Origin of the sequence: Salinimicrobium terrae DSM 17865 (genome assembly GCF_000424665.1) — a bacterium.
In the GTDB taxonomy this organism is placed as follows: domain Bacteria; phylum Bacteroidota; class Bacteroidia; order Flavobacteriales; family Flavobacteriaceae; genus Salinimicrobium; species Salinimicrobium terrae.
Genome location: NZ_KE384221.1, coordinates 36,107 through 55,168, shown reverse-complemented (window position 1 = coordinate 55,168; position 19,062 = coordinate 36,107). Strand labels below are relative to the sequence as shown.

The window sequence follows — 19,062 nt, the reverse complement described above, 5'->3', positions numbered from 1 at the left end:
TGCTTTATTTTTAATATCTGTTCAGAATCCCTTCAATTTCCCTCCTATACCTTTCCGTATCCAGAAAGTCATTATGTCCCAATCCTTTCAGAGTGATCAAAGTATCTTCCGGTTTAAAATGCTTCTTTAATTTTAACGAGGAGCCGTAGTAAACGATCTCATCCTCATCTCCATGCAGAACCACCACCGGCATTTTGGCCGTTGCCACATGTTTTCCTGTCTCAAGTTTGTACCTGATGAGAAACGGTGGAAAAAGATTAAACGGAAACATCCTTTTTACGAGGTCGGGGATCGAGTATGGTGGTGCCTGCAGAATAAGTAGTTTGGGATCGTTGGCCGTGGCCAGTCTTGCCGCCATTCCCGAACCTATGGAATGTCCCAGCACGATGATTCTGTTTTCAGGGTACTCTTCTTTTAATTCATTATAGAGCACCTGCATGTCTGCATGCAATTGTGCTTCACTTTTTATACTGCCTTCGCTTTTTCCATAGCCACGATAATCGGGGATGAAAACATCAAAATTATGAGCTGTAAATGTTTCCGCTACACTACCCCAGCCTTCCAAAGAACCGGCATTTCCATGGAGGTAGAAAACGACGCCTTTGGGATCTTCCGCTTTAAATAAAAGGGCGTGTAGCTTTTTACCATCCTTCATTTTCACAAAACGTTCTTCGAAATTTTCGTAGTACGGAAAGGAGAAATCGGCTACTAGGGTCTGCGGAAGAAAAATCATTTTCTCCTGGAAAAAGTATAGCAGAACGCAGATAAACAAATAAAGAATTAAGAGGAAGGAGAAGAAAGTAGTCAACCTGGATTTCATTTTTATCAAGAGACAGAGGTCAAAAGATAAAAAATTTTTCGACAGGAAGCTTAAGAAGTTGATTTCCCGGAGATCTTTTTAGATTATATGAATTTCAATATTCAGGATCATATTCTGAAAATCTCAGAGTCACCTTTTTAAAAATATACTCTGTTTCAGTCTCGACAAAATCGATCTTATCTACAAAAACTGTATAGGAAACATTGCCGTCTACTATAATTCGAAATCTTCCTGAAAAAGAAGTTCCATCCTCCTGATAATCTTCCAGGATCATAACATCAAACCATTCCTGATAAGAATCTACTTCCTGGATACTATAGGCAATTGTCGCCGAAGGAACTGTCTGCTTCTGCTTTGTAAAGGAACTCAGTTTTAAAAGAGTAAATGTCTTATTTGGAAATTCCTGAATGGTAACACATTGACCCGGCTCCATAGTGAATGCTTCCTGAAATTTCTTATGAAGGCAAACTTGTTTTTTATCAGGATCCGTGACCTCCTCACCTGTGCACCCATAGATGCCGAGGATCATTATTAGTAAAAGTATTTTTTTCATTATTCCGTGGTTCAAACCCTGTAGGGCGATTCAAATCTATCGAAAAAAGACTTAAGTTTCTACGTATATTTTCATCACAACCAGAATTATGGAACTATAAATCAAGATTCCTCAAACTGCCTCGCAAGGTGAGTCTAAATCCCCTGTACAACTACCTCTCGCGCATAAGGACCGGTTCCGTCTTTTTTTCAGCTGACTGAATTAATTCCGCTCCCGATAGATCTTCTCCCCTATCTTCCCTTCATCACCCAGCGCTCTACCTTTGATCAACCAGGCAGTGCCGAAGAAGAAAAGTGCCAGGGCTTCCAGAATCAGAGTTGAATAGCTGAACAGGTCGAAAGTTTCAGAAACAGGGATTAGAAATATCAATACAATAATCGCGCTGCCACAAAATTTGTAAATGTAGTTTTCATTAAATGTGCTTACCGGAATTTCTTCAGCTTTGTTCTGGCCAATAGTGAAGACGTTGATCGCCAGCAACGCGAAAATTCCGAAGAGCAGGGCGGCGAAGATGTAATGCAACCAGCCCAACCAGGGAAGGTCGTGTGGGATGAGCGTGAACACCTCAGGATAATTAGCTTCAGAAGCAACGGGAATAAGCGCCACACCAACCGCCATGATTCCGGCGACATTGGTGAGCAGCTGATCATTTTTCCACAGCGACGAATTCCCATGACCTTTATAAGAGATCATAAACAAACCTACAGCAGCTAAAGTGCCGGTAAAAATGTCGCGCAGATTGGTATAGTAATAATCACTGATGGAAGGCTGCACTTCAGTTTTAAAAAAGGGTATAAATGACAATCCCACCAGCAGTACCGGCAGCGCAATTCCTAAATAACCTATCGCCCGTCTTAGTCTCCTGTAGGTGAAAACATCATTTCTGCTTCTAATTGTGGGAGCTTTCAATTGGGGAACCGGTTTTGTTTCTCACTAAGATAAAATTTCTCCCGATAAATATTCTGGAAAGAATACCATCCAAAAATGCCATTTTTGGAACCTGCTCTTTTCTCGATCATCCCGCGGTTGCAATTAATTTCTATCATGAATCTGGCAGGATAAGGATATCGACCCGGCGGTTAAGGGCCCTTCCCTCTTCAGTATCATTATTTGCAACAGGTCTGCTTTCCCCACGACCCTGAATGCTCACCAGCTCTTCATCTATAGTGATCTCTTTTGACAATTCGTCCCAAACAGCCTGTGCCCGCTCAATGGAAAGCTCCTCATTTACCTGCGGTGTCCCAATATTATCTGTATGGCCTTCTACTACAACTCGCATGTTGCCAGGCATCTCCTTGATCTGCATGGCTATGGCATCAAGTTCTTTCTTAGCCTCAGGCTGGAGCACGGCTTCTCCCAAATCAAAAAGAACAGCGCTGTTCAAAGACAGACGGTAACCCGATCCTACTGCTGCCACCGCGTCAATATCGGCACCCGGAGTGCGCCCCCCACAACTCTTTCCGGCATTGGTAAGCCGAACATAATTAAACACATCATTTTCTTTTACAAAGGGAGCGATATCAACATCGGCACGTGCGCCTTCAATCTTTCCCACATCTATCCATTCTTTCCCATCATAGGAGATCTCCAGTAAGGTAGGCTCAACAGCGGGTCCTACTTCAAAAACATAAAGATCGGGCCCCTCCACGTCAATGAGTATGTTATCGGTGAACTGAAGCACAACCGAACCATCACACCCCAATGAAAGGAATCCGGGGGCAGAGGGTTTGGTATAATCGGGAACTCCCAAGGTATATTCCGGTCGTACAGCCGGCAGGTCTTCATCAGGAGGTATTTCACCGGGATGGTTGGACACCACTGCATCTGCAAAAGAAGCATCCCCAAGGGGCAAATAAACTGTTCCTCCCTCTCCATCGGGATATTCTTTTCCTGAAGTCCGGTCCCCTTCCTGGGCCGACACCTGGAATGTAAATAGAAAAATTAAAATAGTGTAAATCGTGAATTTCATAATAATGAAGTTTATAAGATTGAGGGGGAAGGATTGTAAAACAGGTGGGGAAATTCGCGGATATGCTACCATTTGAAAATGTTGATTTTCAAATGATTATTATAAATATAAGAAAATTTTTGTAGTCCTGGGAAGGGAAATCCTAATAACCGCTGCGTAGAACTCTTTAAATACTCAAGATTTAACCAACCCGTGGTTTTTTAGGATGAATTGTTTTTCTAAAAGTGGTATTGCAATAATGGCTAAAAAAGCCCTATTCCCGATTTCTTTTTTCCGATCACAACCTGCACCCTGTTTTGGCAGGGGAAGATTTACCCATCGTGACGGGCAATTTCGAATTGACGGGTTAGCTGTTTCAGGACCTGATGTTCCTAAATATAAAATAAATCTTCTTCTAAATTATATTGTTGGGAAGAGCCTCAAATTCGTTTCTTTTACCTTCAAACCAGGCACTTATAGCCTCCGGAGTAGCCATTTGTGCTTTCATGTTATTCATGGTCGTGAGATGGGCTTCATCACCCTTTTCGAACATTTCTCTTCCATGCTGTTTGCTCTGCGCCGCTATTCCTTCGAAGGTACTGGCATGAAATTCCAGGTCGCATGCACCTCCCAATTGTCTGCAGGTCATTGTTTTCATAATCAGGAATTAAGATCCTCCTAAAGATAATCAAAAATGACATTTTTAAAGTACGTTTTTAGAAGGTAGAATTTTGAAGTCTAGACCTCCCCCGGTTCATTTACGAATTTAGAAGGTAGAATGTAGAACTTTTTCACTATTCCCGATGGTTTGGCGGAAAATGTACCGGGATTTTAGAGAAAAGGTCAAAAACTTTGACACTATCCTGCCCTCCAACATCCTAACACTATTTTAATAATAGTTCATTCGGGTTAGTAGTATCTTGAAGAAATTTTTAAAGAAATGCAGGAATCTCAAGAAATTACCATGACCACTGTTACCGAATCCTTCGAAAACTTCTACGATGGTTTGATTGAGCAGCTTCCATTAATCGGAATGGGGCTATTCATAATTATCCTGGGCGTGCTCCTGGGAACCTGGATTGGAAATTTTGCACAAGCCAGGATCTCGAACAGGACAAAGGATCCTCTAATGAGTAAATTCCTCGGGAAATCCATACGCTTGTTGTTTATTATTATTGCAATCATGATAGGATTACGGGCTGCGGGCTTAGGCGGAATAGCAACCGGGCTTTTAACTGCGGCCGGGGCGAGCGCCGTGGTCTTGGGATTTGCATTTAAAGATATAGGTGAAAATTTCATTGCAGGTATAATCCTCTCCTTCAACAGGCCTTTCAATATTAATGACACCGTGCAGGTAGGAGACAACTTCGGAAAAATTAAGGCCCTGGAATTTCGGTATACAAAAATAAAGACCTTTGATGGTAGAGATGTTTACATTCCCAATAGCGATGTGCTTACAGACCCCGTGACCAATTTTACGGAAGATGGTTATTTTAGATGGGATTTCGTGGTGGGAATTGCCTATGAAAATAATATACTGGAAGCGAAACGTTTGATAATGGAAGTGCTGCAGAGCCAGCCCGATGTGTTTGAAGACGGGGATCACCAGAATTTCGTGATTGAGGATGAACTGGCCAGCAGTACGGTAAACTTAAAAGTATTCTTTTGGGTGAATACCAAGGATTATAGAAGAATAGCATTAATAGAAAAAGGAAATGTCATACGTGCAGTAAAAGAGGCCCTTGAACAGAACGGATTCTATTTACCGGCAAATATTCAGGAGCTGAAACTTTACGGACCCGAAAAAGACTTTCCGGTAAGGTTTCGAAAATCTGAAGATGAAATTTAGATGTACTACTTCTTAAAATTTTCTGGTTTACCCGTCAGACTTGAAAATAAAAAGATCTGAATTTATATCGCTTACATAAATATTACCCGCACTGCTAAAAGGATAAACTCCAAAAGCACCATTGAATCCATCTTCAGATCCTGCGCCAATAGAACCATTAGTATCAAATTCATAAAGCAACACCGGGTTTTCAGGATCAACCACGTCAAATACTTTAAGGCCGGCACTATAATAAGAAACATAGGCCAGATCATCTACTATATACAAATTGTGGACCCGCGAAGAATTATCGTGGATTTCTCCCACTTTTAAAGGACTCGATAAATCTGAAATGTCCCAGATGGCAATATCGGGACCTCCCAGGGTGGTAAAACCAAATTGAGAAGAAGCCGCAAATTCATTTGTTATGAAAAGATAATTTCCATCTTCTGTAGGCCAGCCACTATGGTCATAACCCTTATCGGTCGCCAAAGTACTTAACAGAACGGGGGCAGATGGATTGGAAACATCATAAATAAAAGTTCCCATCTCCCCATGAAAATCATACATCCTATCTCCAATTACCGCCATGTCGTGAGATGGGGATAAAGTAGAACTCCATACTAATTGTGATTCTGTAGGATTATTGTTCAAATCGTAAATCGTAATGCCAAATTCCTGTACCTCGTTGTCTATCATGTGATGTCCCCCCGAAAGATATAAATAACCCTGGCTATCAATAAATATATTGTGGGTGGAGGGAAAAGCACCCACAGCTACAGGGTTAGCGGGATCCTGAATATTATATATCATCCCCGGGTTCTCTCCGGTCTCGTCATGACGGCCGTTGACCACATAGAGATAGTTTTGCCATACCTTCATATCAAAAGCAGGATAAGAAGTAGTTGAAACGATTACCGGACTTGAAGGATCTGTAACCTCTACAATCGAGAAATTAAAATTTTCAGCACTCATATCTCCTACTACAGCATATTCCTTACCTGCCTGACTGAATCCCCAAACATCGGAGGTGGAATTACCCTGTATGCTTAAAGAAGAAGCTTTTTCAAAAGCAGGTATTTCCGTCTCAGGTTCTCTTGGAGTCTCCGGTTCAGTTTCATCGTCTTTAGAACAACCTGTCAGGAACAGAAATATCAACAGAACAATTAATGATGAAGAAAAAATCCTGTTCATTGGATCCTGTTGATTGTACCGATGGAGATGATTTTTTACTTTCAAGGCGTTGAAAATTTTTATAGGATGAATTAAGCCAGGTAATTCACAATTATTATTCCGCTTTATAATTGTTAGAGTTTCAGCAATCACACAAATTTTTTATCCTGAATATTTTGCTTAAATTATTGATTAGCCTCCCTTTAGTTACCACTCTCAACTTATTACTGGACCTTTAAATCAAATAATTATGGAAGCATTAGTGCCGGGATTAGAATTGTATCGGGATTTTATAAGTAAATCATTAGAAGAGGAATTAATAACTGAAATTGATGCTCAACCCTGGGTAGTAGACTACGACAGGAGGCTACAATATTATGGATACAGGAATGAATTGGAAAAGCCATACGACCTGGTGGAATTTCCAATTCCTATTCCTCCCGCTATTTACAGCTTATCAGAATCAATTGTCGAACAAAAACTTTTACAATACCAGCCGGACCAGGTGATCATTAACGAATATTCCCCGGGACAGGGAATAAGGCCACATAAGGACAGGAACTATTTTGATAATCAAATTTGTGGTATTAACCTGGGCAGTGGTTGCATCATGCGATTTATAAAGATTAAAGGAGGGGAAGTGGTTGATGTGGAAATCCCCCGGCGTTCCTTGTATGTGATGCAGGATGAGGCAAGGTATAAATATAATCACGCTATTCCTCCCCGAAAAAAAGATAATATTGCCGGCACCATTCAACATAGAGAAAGAAGGTTATCAATTACCTATCGAAAGGTGATGCCGAAAAAAGTGAAACCTATAAATCCCGAAGGAAAGGTGGCGCAAATGTTACGGGAACATTTTGGTATCAAGTCTTGATATTTTCAGGTTCACCCAATTACTGGCGATTTAATCTGAATTCTATCTTGAGAAGAAGTCTAAAATTGCCATTTTTGGAAGGTAGAATCTGGATAGTGGAAGTTACGAAACAGTCTCTGGCGGTACTGCTACAGAAGAGGTGGCAAAAATGACATTTTTGGAGGTTATTCAATCACATTCTAGAATAAGGTGTACCCAAAAATAAGACTTAGGGTGTTGTAATCAGAAGCCCAGGGACCGTAATTCGTCAGTAGATCTCTTGGGGTATAATATCTTATTTCAGCACTATATTGGTTATTGTAGTTATATCCAAATCCTACGGCGAGGTTGGTGCCAGGGTTAATATCCAGGGAAGAAAGTGCACCCTGCCTGGTAAATTCAAATGTGGAGTTAAAATCAAGATCCATTACAACTAGACCATTGACAAACAATTTTGAAACTTCACTAAGGAACATATAATGTCTTATCCCAAATGGCACTTCTAAAGAACGGTAGTTGACCCTGGAATCTAAACCTATTCCTTCCTTTTCTGAAATAAAGCTCTGGTAAGTCGGCTCAATTAATATTCCCCATTTATCATTGTGAAATGGCAAAATAAATTCTGCCTCTAATCCAATCCTAAAACCTATCTTACTACCAAAATCTGTATCTCGTGCAGAAGATTCACTGTTCGCAATCTCTAAAGCTGAGTTTTTAATTCCCGCCTTGAGGCTTAATTGGAAATTAGTCTTGCCCTCATTGGGTGAATATTGCCGAAATTCAACGTTTTCACAATCATTATATTGAGTAAACAGATCAATAAGTTCCCGCGATCTGTAATCTGTTTTTTCAATCTCTTTTCCTGATAATCCTGAACATTTGAGCTCACTCAACAACTGCTGTTTATAATGGTTATTTTCTGCAACCCGGTTAGCACTCGTCAGGTAAGTTTTAAAAACGAGCTGTCTAAGTCCCAGGTTTTCAGTTTTAAAGAAGAACCTCTTTAGATCTCTATCTTCATAGGAATATAAGCTCGCTTTTCCCTCGATCAAGACTTTTAAGAACAGTTGCTCTTCTACAAAGGCCGTTTGGCTGGCCCTGTCCAGCGACTTGAGGGATTCACTGGACCTGTCAATATTGACAGTTGCTCTTAAATATTTAGTTTTTCCATTGATACCAAACTCTTTTACGTATCCTATCGTCCAGGCTTGGGGCTGATCATCGTCAGAAAGTTTGAAAGTAAATTCTACAGGATTGTTCTTCCAATCGGCATTTTTTATTAGGCCCTCAACTTTTTCCCCGTTATCATTAATAAAGTAGCCTTTTTCATAACCTGTCTGGCAGTAAGAATTAAAGTTAAAAATTAGTGCAATTGCGAGACTAGTAAGGATTGATTTCATACCTGTATTGATATACTTTTTTAGTGAAGCAGCTCTAATTTCCTGAGACAATTGCCACTATTCTGAAAATTTTTTAAAAATAAGATATTTCCTACGAAAAAGGTTCTTTTTGGAGATTTGGAAACAAAGAAGATGGGAAAATTAAAAGGCTTCAAAAATGACATTTGGAAGTGCGATTTTAGAAGGTAGAAGTTGGTCCCTTCCCCCACTTTTTACCGGAAAGTATGCTGTGACTTTTAATGCTTCAGAAGCAAGGTCGAGATAATAATAGTGCAGCTTTTCACCTGCATCCAGTTTGCCGTTATCGTTCACATCATCCATACTTCTGAAGTAAAGACGGTTCACTGCTTGAAGCACCTCATGATCCTGAAGCAACTGCCCTGCCCGATTTATACTTCTAAAGTCACTACCGTCGATCCCGCTTATGTACAGGGCATTGTGATCCTTGTAATCCAATTCCCCATTTGCATTCGTGTCGGTGCCAACGATTTTGTAAAAAAATATCAGCATCACCTCACCACCTATGTAATTAATGTAAAGGCTACTGGCAATGCTATCAGGTTGTTTTAAGGGTTTATTTTCTTCTCCACAGCCGTTAATTTGTTGGAATAGACCTTAGCAAAAAATTGAAGGAACCATTAATAAGGTAAGACGGAGGAGAATTTTTTCATAATCTAAAAAGGAAGTTCGTCATCATCGTATTGCAGCAAAAATTTGCTGATAATTTTATTGTCAATATATTCTACAAAAAGAGAAACATCCTTAATAACTTCATCGATCTCAGTTTTAAGAACATCTTGAAGATTATCTTCTTTATCTATTCCGCTGCGGTGAACAAAATTGTGACGTTTTTGAATGTGTATAGCGATCCTTTCTATCTTTTCAAAATTATGAAGTTCGAATTCATAAATATTAAAGATATTAATTAGCTTAGAAACGTTGTGAAATATGAAATTATCTAAATCATCTTTTACTTTTAATTTTAATGAGTTATGTTTTGTGAAAATTTCATGAACGGTTATCTTCTCCTTTTTGTACGGTTCGTAATTGGCTACAAATACTTCTAAAGTATAGGAAGAATGAAATACAATCTGGTTGAAAATTTCACCCAAGTAAGTTTCTAAACATGTAATTATTCCAGAGAATACTAATCTTCTTTTGGCTAATTCAACATCAGGTTCTATCGAATTTAACCTTAAAATTTTCTGCAATCTTTCTAATTCTAAGAAGAAGTATTTTTTGGATTGTTGAGGAGTAGCCGTTCTATACTCTTCAAAAGAAATTGAATTACTGTATTTTAAGCCTCCGAAAAGCTCATTAGTTTTAAATTCTATTGAGAGATTACTATTGTCATACTTCAACATGTACTCATAAGGTTCTTCACAATAGCTACAATAAAGATTATCACTACTCTGAAAATGATTTTCTCCACTCTTGAATTGAACATCCAATTCTGTAGAAAATTTATTTCCACATTCCTTGCACAAGAGTTCTACGCATACAGGCCTATTTAATCTGAGCTCTTTATAAAACTTACTCATTGTAATCCTTGAAATATTATTTAGTAAAAAAGTGAACTTATGTTGCTGACGTAAATTATTGAATTCAGTTAGATTATAGTATTAAAATAATATGTAACGATATCCTATTAGTTTTTCCCACTCCCTCTTCAAATTGTAGTTCTATTTGTATTATGACTTAGTTTGTTTAAATAACTGCCACTGGGGAATTTACAAAGGCATCAGTTTAATTACTGTGTGGATTTATACTTCAAGGAAAATTAAATGAAATGCAGAGACTTGTTAAAAATAACTTAATTTTCCTTTGAAAAACGGTCCATCTAATAAAAATTTTCAAATTGTTACCCTCCACTCCACCCAAAAGATAAACCCCCTAACATTCCTCATATTGAGGACTCTCAAAAATGAAATAAATATTCTTCCTAAACCTCTACCGGCAATTCTGCTTGAAATATCCATTGTGTGTGAACAGAAGCAAGAGAAAAGAAGTAGGCTCCATCATTGACCAGTCAATCAATAACCTACAGGATATGAAATCCCTATTGCAGCTGCGCCGGTAAATTGTTTCAGGTTGTTATGGAAATAGTAGGTAAGCTTAAAATCGAAATTATTTTCGTCCCCAAAATCTAATCCCAGGGAGACAGGAATGTGGAAAAATACTCCGCTCTTCTCTATGCTCGTATAGGGGGTAAAGGTTTCGAAGGAACCACGAGAGGCACCTACTCCAATTTCTAAAAAAGGTGCGACAAAGGGAACAGGTGCAGTAATCCGGGTTTTTGCGCCAATGAGTAGTGCGTTAGCCGATGACCGGTACCTTTCTTCCACTTCTTCGGGGTCAACTTCATTGAACTTTGTCAATATAAGTCCGGCGTAAGGTCTAAAATCAATCCAGTCTGCGTGACTCAGCACAAATTCACCCTGTGCGTAAACTCCGGGGTTTTGAATCAAATCCATCTGGTCATAAGGCGCACTCATTCCAAGACCTAAAGAAATATAATGGGACTGTTCTTCAATAAACTGAGCCTGAGCCCGGTTTGAAATTAAAATTGCAAAAATTATAATGAGGATCTTTTTCATCTTAGATAGTGCTGGGCCCGGTGACTCTACCGACATTCTATTTATAGAAAGGGAGCGGGCAGCGAACTGTCAAATTTAAAAATTTTTCTAAATCATAAAAATGGCAAAAATTGATGAATTACCTGTCAAAAAAGGCTTTTTGCAGATGTCTTTTAAGAACCCTGTTCAGTAGGAAAAAAAGGGGCGAAACCTATTTCTTCAGCAACTCTTTGATCATCTTTGGCACTTCCTTTTCGGGGGTTGGAAAGTTGTGTAGTTCCTTATTTTTGTAAATATTGAAGGTAGATTTGGCCAGCAATTTCTCTCCGTCGGGAGATATAAAAGCAATCTCCAGTTTGTCCAGGATCTTTTTAAAATCCCATCTCCAGGTATCACTGTATTCTACAATAAAATCAAAATCTTCGGGCACATCTCCTTTTTTTCCAATGACCGACTCAATTCCGTATTTTTTCAGTTCCTGTTTTATAATGGTGTCGGTATTTCCGATTACTTCATTCTTTTCGGCGGCGTCATCTACAGGTGAGAGATAACCAAAGGGTGTTATTTTTCCGAATTTGAATTTTATGTACTGTGAATTTTCAGTAGAAACAATATAAGCTTTCCGTAATTCAGGATTCGCGTCATCCTGATATCTGGCGGTTTTCACTGTCCCGGCACAACCGGTTAAAATCAGAATCATTAACAGGTAAAAGATTTTATTCATTATTATTTCGAGATTAAATTACGTTCTTCTTTATTCGGTTAGCACAACCTTCTAATCATTCCCAATAGGAAATGTAAGCCCAAAAGCGGCTGCTCCCGCGTACTGTTGCACACTTTTGTGATAGTAATAGGTAAATTCAATATTTACGTTATGCCGGGGACCCAATTCTAATCCCAGAGAGAAAGGAATGTGTACAAGGAAACCGTTATCCTCTAAAGTTGTATCCAGGGTATAGGTCTCAAAAGATCCAACGGAGCCGCCAATTCCTAATTCCACGTAAGGTGCAATCCAGGGAATTGGTACAGTGAACCGTGCTTTTCCACCAAAGAGAAAGGCGTTTGCAATCGATCTTAATTCGGGACGATATTGATCAATGTCTTCTTCCCGCACCTTTGTCAAAATTACCCCGGCATAAGGTCTAAGGTCGACCCAATTGTTAAGGCTTAGTACATATTCTCCCTGTGCGTAAAATCCGGTCCCCATGATGTCATATCCGTCATAAGGTGCACTTAGCCCAAGACCAATGGAAACATCAATGGCCTTTTCCTTAATCTGAGCCTGAACCTGGGTTGAAGCTAAAATTGTGCAGATAATAATTAGTATTTTTTTCATTGGGGGTGAACAATATTAATTGATTATTTAAGGTTTTGTTTTGTAAACGGTATTTCAGGGTGATACGGGCTATAATGGAAATTCAGTAACAGTTGAAGTTTTTATCAGCTACACTTAAAGGCTATTATTAATAATATTATCAAGATCGATTTCCAAAAAGCCGTTTTCCTGTGCATCGTAAAGTTTCCCGTTCAGGAAGATGGAGTTGCCCGATGCCGAAAATTCAGCTATTGTTTTTCCGTTGGTATCGATCACGAAAGTTCTATTCTCCTTAGCAAGAAAACGTTTGTCCTCCCGGTTTAGATAGTTGACGTAAATATCTTCTGTTTCAGTTTTAATTTCATCAACAAGCTCAAGGTTTGAGTCCAGGATCAGGATCCTTCCCGTGCCCGTGTAGAGATAATGTTTAGACGGATCTATGTTTAGCAGACTTTGATACGAATTATCTTTCTCGACAAATACCTGTTCCCCGATAAAATAATTCAGCTCGCCATAAACTTCGGTATCAAATTTCTTGTTCCCGATCAACTGCCCATCTTCCACTGAAAATTTGGAAACCTGATCATTGAATACCAAGGATAACTCCCCATCTTTTAGATCAACTGCCTTGATGATATCTTTTTTACCGGTTCCAACGTTTTTCAGATACTTTTGATTTCCTGAGTGAATATCAAAGGCAGCGATAAAAGGGGTGCCAAAATCCAGTTGCCGATACCCCATAGAGGCAAAGCCTCTGTTTACCATGACCAGATCATCACCCGACCGGAAAATCATGGATTTACTGGTCATATCATCGGGAAGGCCCTTTTGCCAAAGAACCTCTCCTTTCTTGTTAAGTCTTACGAGCTCTTTCCTCGAAGCGAAATAAATATTAGCACTATCTACAAGTACGTTGGAGACCACATCTCTAACCAGGTTGTGCCCGGTTGAGACGGCGTATGTTCCGGTTAAAAGTCCTGCCGCAATTCCCAGGCCGGTGCCTACTGCCGCAGCCGTATAATCCTTCTTCCCCGTGACAGTTTTGTAATGCCATCCTGTGCCATCAAAAATATTTACTGCATGAAGCCCCGAAGCACTTATAAGTAAAGTGGAGTCATTCAAATAGAATACTTCATTCCAGCCGTATTCACGGCTGACTTCTCTTTGCCAGATGGGCTGTCCATTTGTAAGGTCGATCCCTTCGAGTGTGTTTTCTTTAGCTTTTAAAGGCTGGATCTTATAGCCAATCCCAATTTTGTCCACGGCATCGGCAAAGAGCAGGAAGTTTTTTATTTCCCATAGTTCCTTCCCGGTCGCATTGTCAAGGGAATAACTTTTCCTGCCTGTTGAGTGAAGGGTCACTCCTCCCGTTTGTTCAAGATGTTCGGTTTGATATATGATCTTTTTTGACCAAAGAACTCTTTTTCCCTCAGTATCGTAGCGCACTACTCTACCCCTGTTATCCAACCATTTTCCATTTTTACTCAGGCCTCTTAGCTGAATAGTGATACGGTCATTAACTGTATCAACCTGAAAATCATGAATTCTGTCCTGAAAAGTATATTCATTTGCCCGGACAGGCTGCATAGTGAGCAAATTCTTTCCTACTTCTTTTGAATTAGAAAGTACCTCCGGATCTTTTTGAGCAAGAGCCTGAAGCGAAATAAGGAACATAAAACTGAAAATAATATTGATCTTTTTCATTGCTTCATTTTTTAATTCGTCAAAATATTGGACAAATTGTTTTAACAGTGGATTTTTCTTTTTCTGTAATTGATATCTCCTATCAATTTTTATAGAGATCGGGAGTTACAGAAATTTCGGTGACAAACACTCCGTGTTTATCGTAGTATTTGTAGTCCATGCTAATATTGTTATCCCGGTATACCTTGAGATCGGGATTGTTTTTAATATTTTCAATTAGGGTTGGCCGAAGGTATTTATTGACGGTATCCAGGTTCACTTCAGATTTTTCTGTATCAAAAAGCGTGTAGTAGTATATAAAGTTTGTTTTTCCTTTTGAGGAAGCGCTGTCTAATCGCATATAAGGGTCAATCTGCATTGGAGTCTGCTTATTTAATTCCAGTGCGACTTCCCTTAATTCAGATTCAAGGTCCGGTTTAAAAAATTGCTGCGCTCCGTAAAAGAACAGCGCAAAAAATATTGCACCAACTCCAAAGCCGACTATTGTTCCTTTTTTTGAATTTTCTTTATTCATTTCAGTTAATTATTAGTGTCTTATTTCATTCTGCTATTATAAACGTGTAAGTGGTTTTGCCCTTACTATCGTTTCCTTGTTTCCAGTTTTCGGGTTTGTATGGATTATTGGTCTTCACACCATCCAGCGGAGAAATTCTGAATTCTCTAAACCATGTATTGGGTCTTGCATCTTTCCTAAAGCCTACCTGCCTGGCTAAAACGCTGTCCTGCGGATTAACAGTAAATGGGACCGACATCGTAAAAGGTCCTGTTGTAGTGGATTGTTTTATTACTGTAGCTTCAAAATCAACCGGTTTATCTGAAGCATTTTTCACATAAAACGAAGTCATGGGATAGTTGCCTTCCGGCCAGGGGAATAAAACTCCGCAACCTGCCAGTGTAATGCTTAGGAGCAAAAGACTAATTACTCTTTTCATTTCTACACAAATAATAAAATATTGGAAATTTCCGTACATTCTGAAATACCAGATTTTCCCCTTTCCGGAAAGGACAAAAGAAGGCTTCAGATTCCTGAAGTTAATCCCGAAGGACTGGGAAACCCGGGTCTAAGGTGTAGTAATTGTTACCATAATAAAAGCCAGTTGTTAATTAGCAGCTCAGCCGGCTTATGGTAGGACAGAAGAGGTGATACAGCTATGTATCAAAATTATAAAATTTTCTTAAATCTTTGAGAAAAATGTGATGGGGAGATTGGAAAAAAATTCGACCTCACTTCTGCTGAAAAAATTCCGGTTTATAACCCCAAGCCGGTTCTTCTCTCCTGCCCGCCCTTAGATAATATCAACTTCCGCAGCCCTGTTTAAAAACCCAAAACATTCCTTATATTTAGCGCTATTAAAAAACCCTAAAAAAACATGCTTTATAAACACCTACTGGCATTGCTTCTGGTAATGTCTTCTTCGGTCCTTTTTGCACAGGAAGAAGAGAAAAAAGACGATAAAAAATGGGATGTGAATGATCCCTATACAGACGACTGGAAAATCAAGGAAGTGCCTCTTAACACCGATGAAGGCACCTGGATGAACCTCGACGTAAGCCCCGACGGGAATCAAATCGTGTTCGACCTGCTGGGAGATATTTACATCATGCCCATCTCCGGCGGAAAAGCCACTGCCCTTACCAGCGGAATGGCCTATGACGTTCAACCGCGCTTTAGCCCCGACGGAACCAGGATTTCTTTTACCAGCGATGCCGGCGGCGGAGACAATATCTGGATCATGGATGCAGATGGCAGCGACGCCACGCAACTCACTCATGAAGATTTCAGGCTGCTTAACAACGCCGTCTGGATGCCCGACGGAAATGCACTCGTTGCCCGAAAGCACTTTACCTCCGGCCGCTCCCTTGGAGCCGGTGAAATGTGGATGTACCACATTGGTGCAGGAAAAGCAGGAATTCAGCTTGTTGAAAAAAAGAACGAACAACAGGATATCAATGAACCAAGCATTTCTCCCGATGGCCGATACCTTTACTACAGCCAGGATATGTATCCGGGAGGCGCATTCCAGTACAACAAGGATCCTAACAAACAGATCTACGTGATCAACCGTTATGACTTTGAAACGGGAGAGATTGATCGTGTAACCGGAGGTCCCGGTGGTGCAGCAAGACCGCAGGTTTCACCTGACGGAAAAAAGCTCGCTTTTGTAAAACGCGTTAGAACCAAATCTGTACTATTTATTCACGACCTGGAAACAGGAGAAGAATGGCCGGTTCATGATCAGCTGAGTAAAGATCAGCAGGAAGCCTGGGCTATTTTTGGAGTTTATCCAGGCTTCGGTTGGACGCCAGACAGTGAGGAAATCGTTTTCTGGAGTGAAGGAAAGATCAAAAAAGCGAATATTGAAAACACCAGTAGTACTGAGATCCCGTTTGAGGTCAACAACACCATTAAGATCGCAGAAACACACCAGGCGCAGCACGAGGTGTTCACTGAAGAATTTAATCCGAAGGTAATCCGTCATGCAGTAACTTCACCAGACGGAAAAACCCTTGTTTTCAATGCCGTGGGTTACCTGTGGAAGAAAGACCTTCCCAATGGAACTCCCGAAAGGATCACCAATGCGGAAGAATTCGAGTTTGAACCTGCTTTTTCTCCCGACGGAAAGAGTATAGTTTATGTGACCTGGAGCGACGACAACATGGGCGCTGTAAGAACGATAAACCTTAATGGCAGAAACGCCAAAAAACTTACTGCTGAAAAAGGCATTTTCAGAAACCCTTCTTTTTCAAGTGATGGTCGTATGATCGTTTTTAACAAGGAAGGTGGAAATTCAGATTTGGGAAGAACTTTTACAAAGAATCCGGGAATTTACCTGATGAACGCTTCCGGAGAGAACATCAGAAAGATCAATGACGAGGGGGAATTTGCCATGTTTAACACTAACAATGACCGCGTTTTGTTTCAGACCGGAGGTTATATGTTTGGTAATCTTACCAAGTCCCTTAAAAGTATCGACCTCAACGGAATGGACGAGCGCACGCACATGGAATCCAAATACGGTGGTCGCCTGGTACCAAGCCCCGACAATAAATGGGTAGCCTTCAGCAACCTGCACAAAGCTTATGTGGCTCCGCTGATTATGGCTGGAAAAGCCGTGGAAATAGGACCTGACAGTAAAACCGTCCCGGTGAGTCAGCTGGCGAAAGATGCAGGGATCAACATCCACTGGTCGAACAACAGCCAGAATGTACACTGGACTCTGGGCGATGAGTATTTCACTAACAAAATTACCGAGCGTTTTACCTTTTTAGAGAACTCAGTGGATTCTATTCCGCCGATCACCGAGCAGGGAACAAAGATCGGCCTGAAAGTAAAAACAGATGTGCCTACCGGGACAATTGCTTTCACTAACGCACGTATCATCACCATGGATAATGAAAAAGTGATCGAAAACGGAAGTATTGTGATCGAAGGCAACATGATCGTGCAGATAGGAAATGCTGCCGAAGTAAATGTGCCGCGAAACGCCAAGGTTTACGATGTGGCAGGTAAAACCATCATGCCCGGATTAATTGATGCACATGCTCACATTGGAGCTTTTAGATATGGATTGACACCGCAACAACACTGGCCGGCGTTTGCAAACCTTGCGTATGGAGTTACAACTGCGCATGATCCTTCAGCTTTGAGTGAAACCGTCTTCGGAATGGCCGAACTTATCAAAAGCGGGGAAATGGTGGGACCGAGATTGTATTCAACCGGAATCATCCTTTACGGGGCCGAGGGAGACTTTAAAGCCGAGATCAACAGCCTGGAAGACGCAAGATCTGCATTAAGACGGACCAAAGCTTTTGGCGCGACATCGGTAAAAAGTTACAATCAACCACGCCGCGAGCAACGCCAGCAGGTAATGCAGGCTGCAAAAGAACTTAACATGAACGTAGTGCCCGAAGGTGGAAGTACCTTTTTGCACAATATGAATATGATCGTGGACGGGCATACCGGGATCGAACATAATATTCCTATTGCACCGGTTTATAAGGATATCAAGACTTTGTGGGGCAACAGCAATACCGGCTACACTCCTACCCTTATCGTGAACTACGGCGGAATAAACGGAGAGTATTATTTCTACGACAAACACAATGTATGGGAGAATGAAAAACTTTTGGAATTCACTCCGCGAGCTGAAGTCGATGCCCGTTCAAGACACCGCACCAAACTTCCTGAAGAAGAATATGAGCAGGGACCCATTTTGGTTTCAGAAACTGCCAAAGAACTTTCTGATGTTGGTGTAAAAGTAAACATGGGTGCCCACGGACAATTACAGGGACTTGGGGCACACTGGGAACTATGGTTGATCCAGATGGGCGGAATGAGCAACATGGAAGCGCTGAAGACCGCTACTATTAATCCGGCAGAATACATCGGCCTGGGCGACGAGATTGGAAGCCTTGAAGAAGGCAAACTGGCTGACTTAATTGTACTGGAAGAGAATCCGCTGGACGACATCCAGAACACCAACACGATCATCTATACTATGGTAAACGGAAGACTTTATGACGCGAGTAACATGAATGAGATCGGGAACCGTTTGAAGGAAAGAGGAAATTTCTATTGGGAAAACAATAAGTACGATCCTTCATTTGGGTGGCATGAGGAAGGACATACGCATGGTGGGTGTATGGCTCATTAGACCGCTGGCGCTGCTAGAAATTAGATCGCTGCGCTGTTAGAAATTAGACTTTATTTAGATAAAAAGCCGGGATCCTTTGGATTTCGGCTTTTTCTTTGGGCTAAAGCCCAGGAACATATTTCTATTTATCCCACACCTAAAGGTGTGGGCAATTCAATTTTTGAACAATTACTATTTAAACATATGAATTGTCTCCGGCTAAAGCCGGAGGTCCTAAAATGACAATTTTTAATG

The 19,062-nt window shown here is 40.6% G+C and carries 18 protein-coding genes; 3 read left to right on the top strand and 15 right to left on the bottom strand.

The annotated features are described in order from the left end of the window. Nucleotides 1-10: 10 nt before the first annotated feature. The 5 genes from H148_RS0112515 to H148_RS0112490 form a co-directional block, all read right to left on the bottom strand. Nucleotides 11-820 (bottom strand): alpha/beta hydrolase, encoded by an 810-nt coding sequence (locus tag H148_RS0112515; protein WP_037325214.1) that lies wholly within the window; start codon nucleotides 818-820, stop codon nucleotides 11-13. Nucleotides 821-914: 94 nt separating this feature from the next. Beyond that, nucleotides 915-1,373 carry a hypothetical protein gene (locus H148_RS0112510; protein ID WP_029035107.1) on the bottom strand — a complete coding sequence of 153 codons (459 nt, stop codon included), beginning with the start codon at nucleotides 1,371-1,373 and terminating at the stop codon, nucleotides 915-917. Nucleotides 1,374-1,574: 201 nt separating this feature from the next. Further along, nucleotides 1,575-2,282: a hypothetical protein gene (locus H148_RS17855; RefSeq protein WP_051286439.1), complete on the bottom strand. Its 708-nt coding sequence runs from the start codon at nucleotides 2,280-2,282 to the stop codon at nucleotides 1,575-1,577. A gap of 133 nt (nucleotides 2,283-2,415) precedes the next feature. Next, nucleotides 2,416-3,342 (bottom strand): OmpA family protein, encoded by a 927-nt coding sequence (locus H148_RS17850; protein WP_169578567.1) that lies wholly within the window; start codon nucleotides 3,340-3,342, stop codon nucleotides 2,416-2,418. 394 nt (nucleotides 3,343-3,736) lie between these two features. Further along, on the bottom strand, nucleotides 3,737-3,979 hold the full coding sequence (locus H148_RS0112490) for a hypothetical protein (RefSeq protein WP_029035106.1): 243 nt from the start codon (nucleotides 3,977-3,979) through the stop codon (nucleotides 3,737-3,739). A gap of 282 nt (nucleotides 3,980-4,261) precedes the next feature. Here H148_RS0112490 and H148_RS0112485 point away from each other — a divergent pair, with 282 nt between their 5' ends. Beyond that, entirely contained in the window at nucleotides 4,262-5,170 is a 909-nt protein-coding gene (locus H148_RS0112485) for a mechanosensitive ion channel family protein (RefSeq protein WP_029035105.1), read from the top strand. Nucleotides 5,171-5,197: 27 nt separating this feature from the next. On the opposite strand, the gene H148_RS0112480 is transcribed toward H148_RS0112485, so the two are convergent. After that, nucleotides 5,198-6,388, bottom strand: a complete 1,191-nt coding sequence (locus H148_RS0112480; protein WP_156877254.1) for an LVIVD repeat-containing protein — start codon at nucleotides 6,386-6,388, stop codon at nucleotides 5,198-5,200. Nucleotides 6,389-6,572: 184 nt separating this feature from the next. Here H148_RS0112480 and H148_RS17845 point away from each other — a divergent pair, with 184 nt between their 5' ends. Then, on the top strand, nucleotides 6,573-7,199 hold the full coding sequence (locus H148_RS17845; RefSeq protein ID WP_051286435.1) for an alpha-ketoglutarate-dependent dioxygenase AlkB: 627 nt from the start codon (nucleotides 6,573-6,575) through the stop codon (nucleotides 7,197-7,199). A 179-nt stretch (nucleotides 7,200-7,378) separates the two neighbouring features. Here the strand turns inward: H148_RS17845 and H148_RS0112470 are convergent, their stop codons facing one another. From H148_RS0112470 to H148_RS0112430, 9 genes are all read right to left on the bottom strand, one after another. Then, nucleotides 7,379-8,578, bottom strand: coding sequence for a porin family protein (locus tag H148_RS0112470; protein ID WP_029035103.1), 1,200 nt, complete (start codon nucleotides 8,576-8,578; stop codon nucleotides 7,379-7,381). 141 nt (nucleotides 8,579-8,719) lie between these two features. Next, nucleotides 8,720-9,088, bottom strand: a complete 369-nt coding sequence (locus tag H148_RS17840) for a hypothetical protein (RefSeq protein WP_029035102.1) — start codon at nucleotides 9,086-9,088, stop codon at nucleotides 8,720-8,722. Between the two features lie 164 nt (nucleotides 9,089-9,252). Beyond that, nucleotides 9,253-10,119, bottom strand: coding sequence for a hypothetical protein (locus H148_RS0112460; RefSeq protein WP_029035101.1), 867 nt, complete (start codon nucleotides 10,117-10,119; stop codon nucleotides 9,253-9,255). A 492-nt stretch (nucleotides 10,120-10,611) separates the two neighbouring features. Continuing rightward, nucleotides 10,612-11,175, bottom strand: a complete 564-nt coding sequence (locus tag H148_RS0112455) for a hypothetical protein (protein ID WP_029035100.1) — start codon at nucleotides 11,173-11,175, stop codon at nucleotides 10,612-10,614. A 190-nt stretch (nucleotides 11,176-11,365) separates the two neighbouring features. Beyond that, a complete protein-coding gene (locus H148_RS0112450) occupies nucleotides 11,366-11,854 on the bottom strand; it encodes a hypothetical protein (protein WP_156877253.1) in 489 nt (162 codons plus the stop codon). Between the two features lie 75 nt (nucleotides 11,855-11,929). After that, on the bottom strand, nucleotides 11,930-12,490 hold the full coding sequence (locus tag H148_RS0112445; RefSeq protein WP_029035098.1) for an outer membrane beta-barrel protein: 561 nt from the start codon (nucleotides 12,488-12,490) through the stop codon (nucleotides 11,930-11,932). A 114-nt stretch (nucleotides 12,491-12,604) separates the two neighbouring features. Next, nucleotides 12,605-14,173: an outer membrane protein assembly factor BamB family protein gene (locus H148_RS0112440; RefSeq protein WP_029035097.1), complete on the bottom strand. Its 1,569-nt coding sequence runs from the start codon at nucleotides 14,171-14,173 to the stop codon at nucleotides 12,605-12,607. An 82-nt stretch (nucleotides 14,174-14,255) separates the two neighbouring features. Next, complete coding sequence (locus H148_RS17835) at nucleotides 14,256-14,687, bottom strand: hypothetical protein (RefSeq protein WP_051286429.1); 432 nt, start codon at nucleotides 14,685-14,687, stop codon at nucleotides 14,256-14,258. A gap of 25 nt (nucleotides 14,688-14,712) precedes the next feature. Beyond that, entirely contained in the window at nucleotides 14,713-15,105 is a 393-nt protein-coding gene (locus H148_RS0112430; RefSeq protein WP_156877252.1) for a hypothetical protein, read from the bottom strand. A 438-nt stretch (nucleotides 15,106-15,543) separates the two neighbouring features. On the opposite strand from H148_RS0112430, the gene H148_RS0112420 reads away from it, so the two are divergent. Then, nucleotides 15,544-18,828, top strand: coding sequence for an amidohydrolase family protein (locus H148_RS0112420; RefSeq protein ID WP_029035095.1), 3,285 nt, complete (start codon nucleotides 15,544-15,546; stop codon nucleotides 18,826-18,828). Nucleotides 18,829-19,062 lie beyond the last annotated feature (234 nt).

Coding starts and splice junctions, on each gene's coding strand:
- H148_RS0112515 (WP_037325214.1), bottom strand. CDS start 820: ATGAAATCCAGGTTGACTACTTTCTTCTCCTTCCTCTTAATTCTTTAT.
- H148_RS0112510 (WP_029035107.1), bottom strand. CDS start 1,373: ATGAAAAAAATACTTTTACTAATAATGATCCTCGGCATCTATGGGTGC.
- H148_RS17850 (WP_169578567.1), bottom strand. CDS start 3,342: ATGAAATTCACGATTTACACTATTTTAATTTTTCTATTTACATTCCAG.
- H148_RS0112490 (WP_029035106.1), bottom strand. CDS start 3,979: ATGAAAACAATGACCTGCAGACAATTGGGAGGTGCATGCGACCTGGAA.
- H148_RS0112485 (WP_029035105.1), top strand. CDS start 4,262: ATGCAGGAATCTCAAGAAATTACCATGACCACTGTTACCGAATCCTTC.
- H148_RS17845 (WP_051286435.1), top strand. CDS start 6,573: ATGGAAGCATTAGTGCCGGGATTAGAATTGTATCGGGATTTTATAAGT.
- H148_RS0112470 (WP_029035103.1), bottom strand. CDS start 8,578: ATGAAATCAATCCTTACTAGTCTCGCAATTGCACTAATTTTTAACTTT.
- H148_RS17840 (WP_029035102.1), bottom strand. CDS start 9,088: ATGCTGATATTTTTTTACAAAATCGTTGGCACCGACACGAATGCAAAT.
- H148_RS0112460 (WP_029035101.1), bottom strand. CDS start 10,119: ATGAGTAAGTTTTATAAAGAGCTCAGATTAAATAGGCCTGTATGCGTA.
- H148_RS0112455 (WP_029035100.1), bottom strand. CDS start 11,175: ATGAAAAAGATCCTCATTATAATTTTTGCAATTTTAATTTCAAACCGG.
- H148_RS0112450 (WP_156877253.1), bottom strand. CDS start 11,854: ATGATTCTGATTTTAACCGGTTGTGCCGGGACAGTGAAAACCGCCAGA.
- H148_RS0112445 (WP_029035098.1), bottom strand. CDS start 12,490: ATGAAAAAAATACTAATTATTATCTGCACAATTTTAGCTTCAACCCAG.
- H148_RS0112440 (WP_029035097.1), bottom strand. CDS start 14,173: ATGAAAAAGATCAATATTATTTTCAGTTTTATGTTCCTTATTTCGCTT.
- H148_RS17835 (WP_051286429.1), bottom strand. CDS start 14,687: ATGAATAAAGAAAATTCAAAAAAAGGAACAATAGTCGGCTTTGGAGTT.
- H148_RS0112430 (WP_156877252.1), bottom strand. CDS start 15,105: ATGAAAAGAGTAATTAGTCTTTTGCTCCTAAGCATTACACTGGCAGGT.
- H148_RS0112420 (WP_029035095.1), top strand. CDS start 15,544: ATGCTTTATAAACACCTACTGGCATTGCTTCTGGTAATGTCTTCTTCG.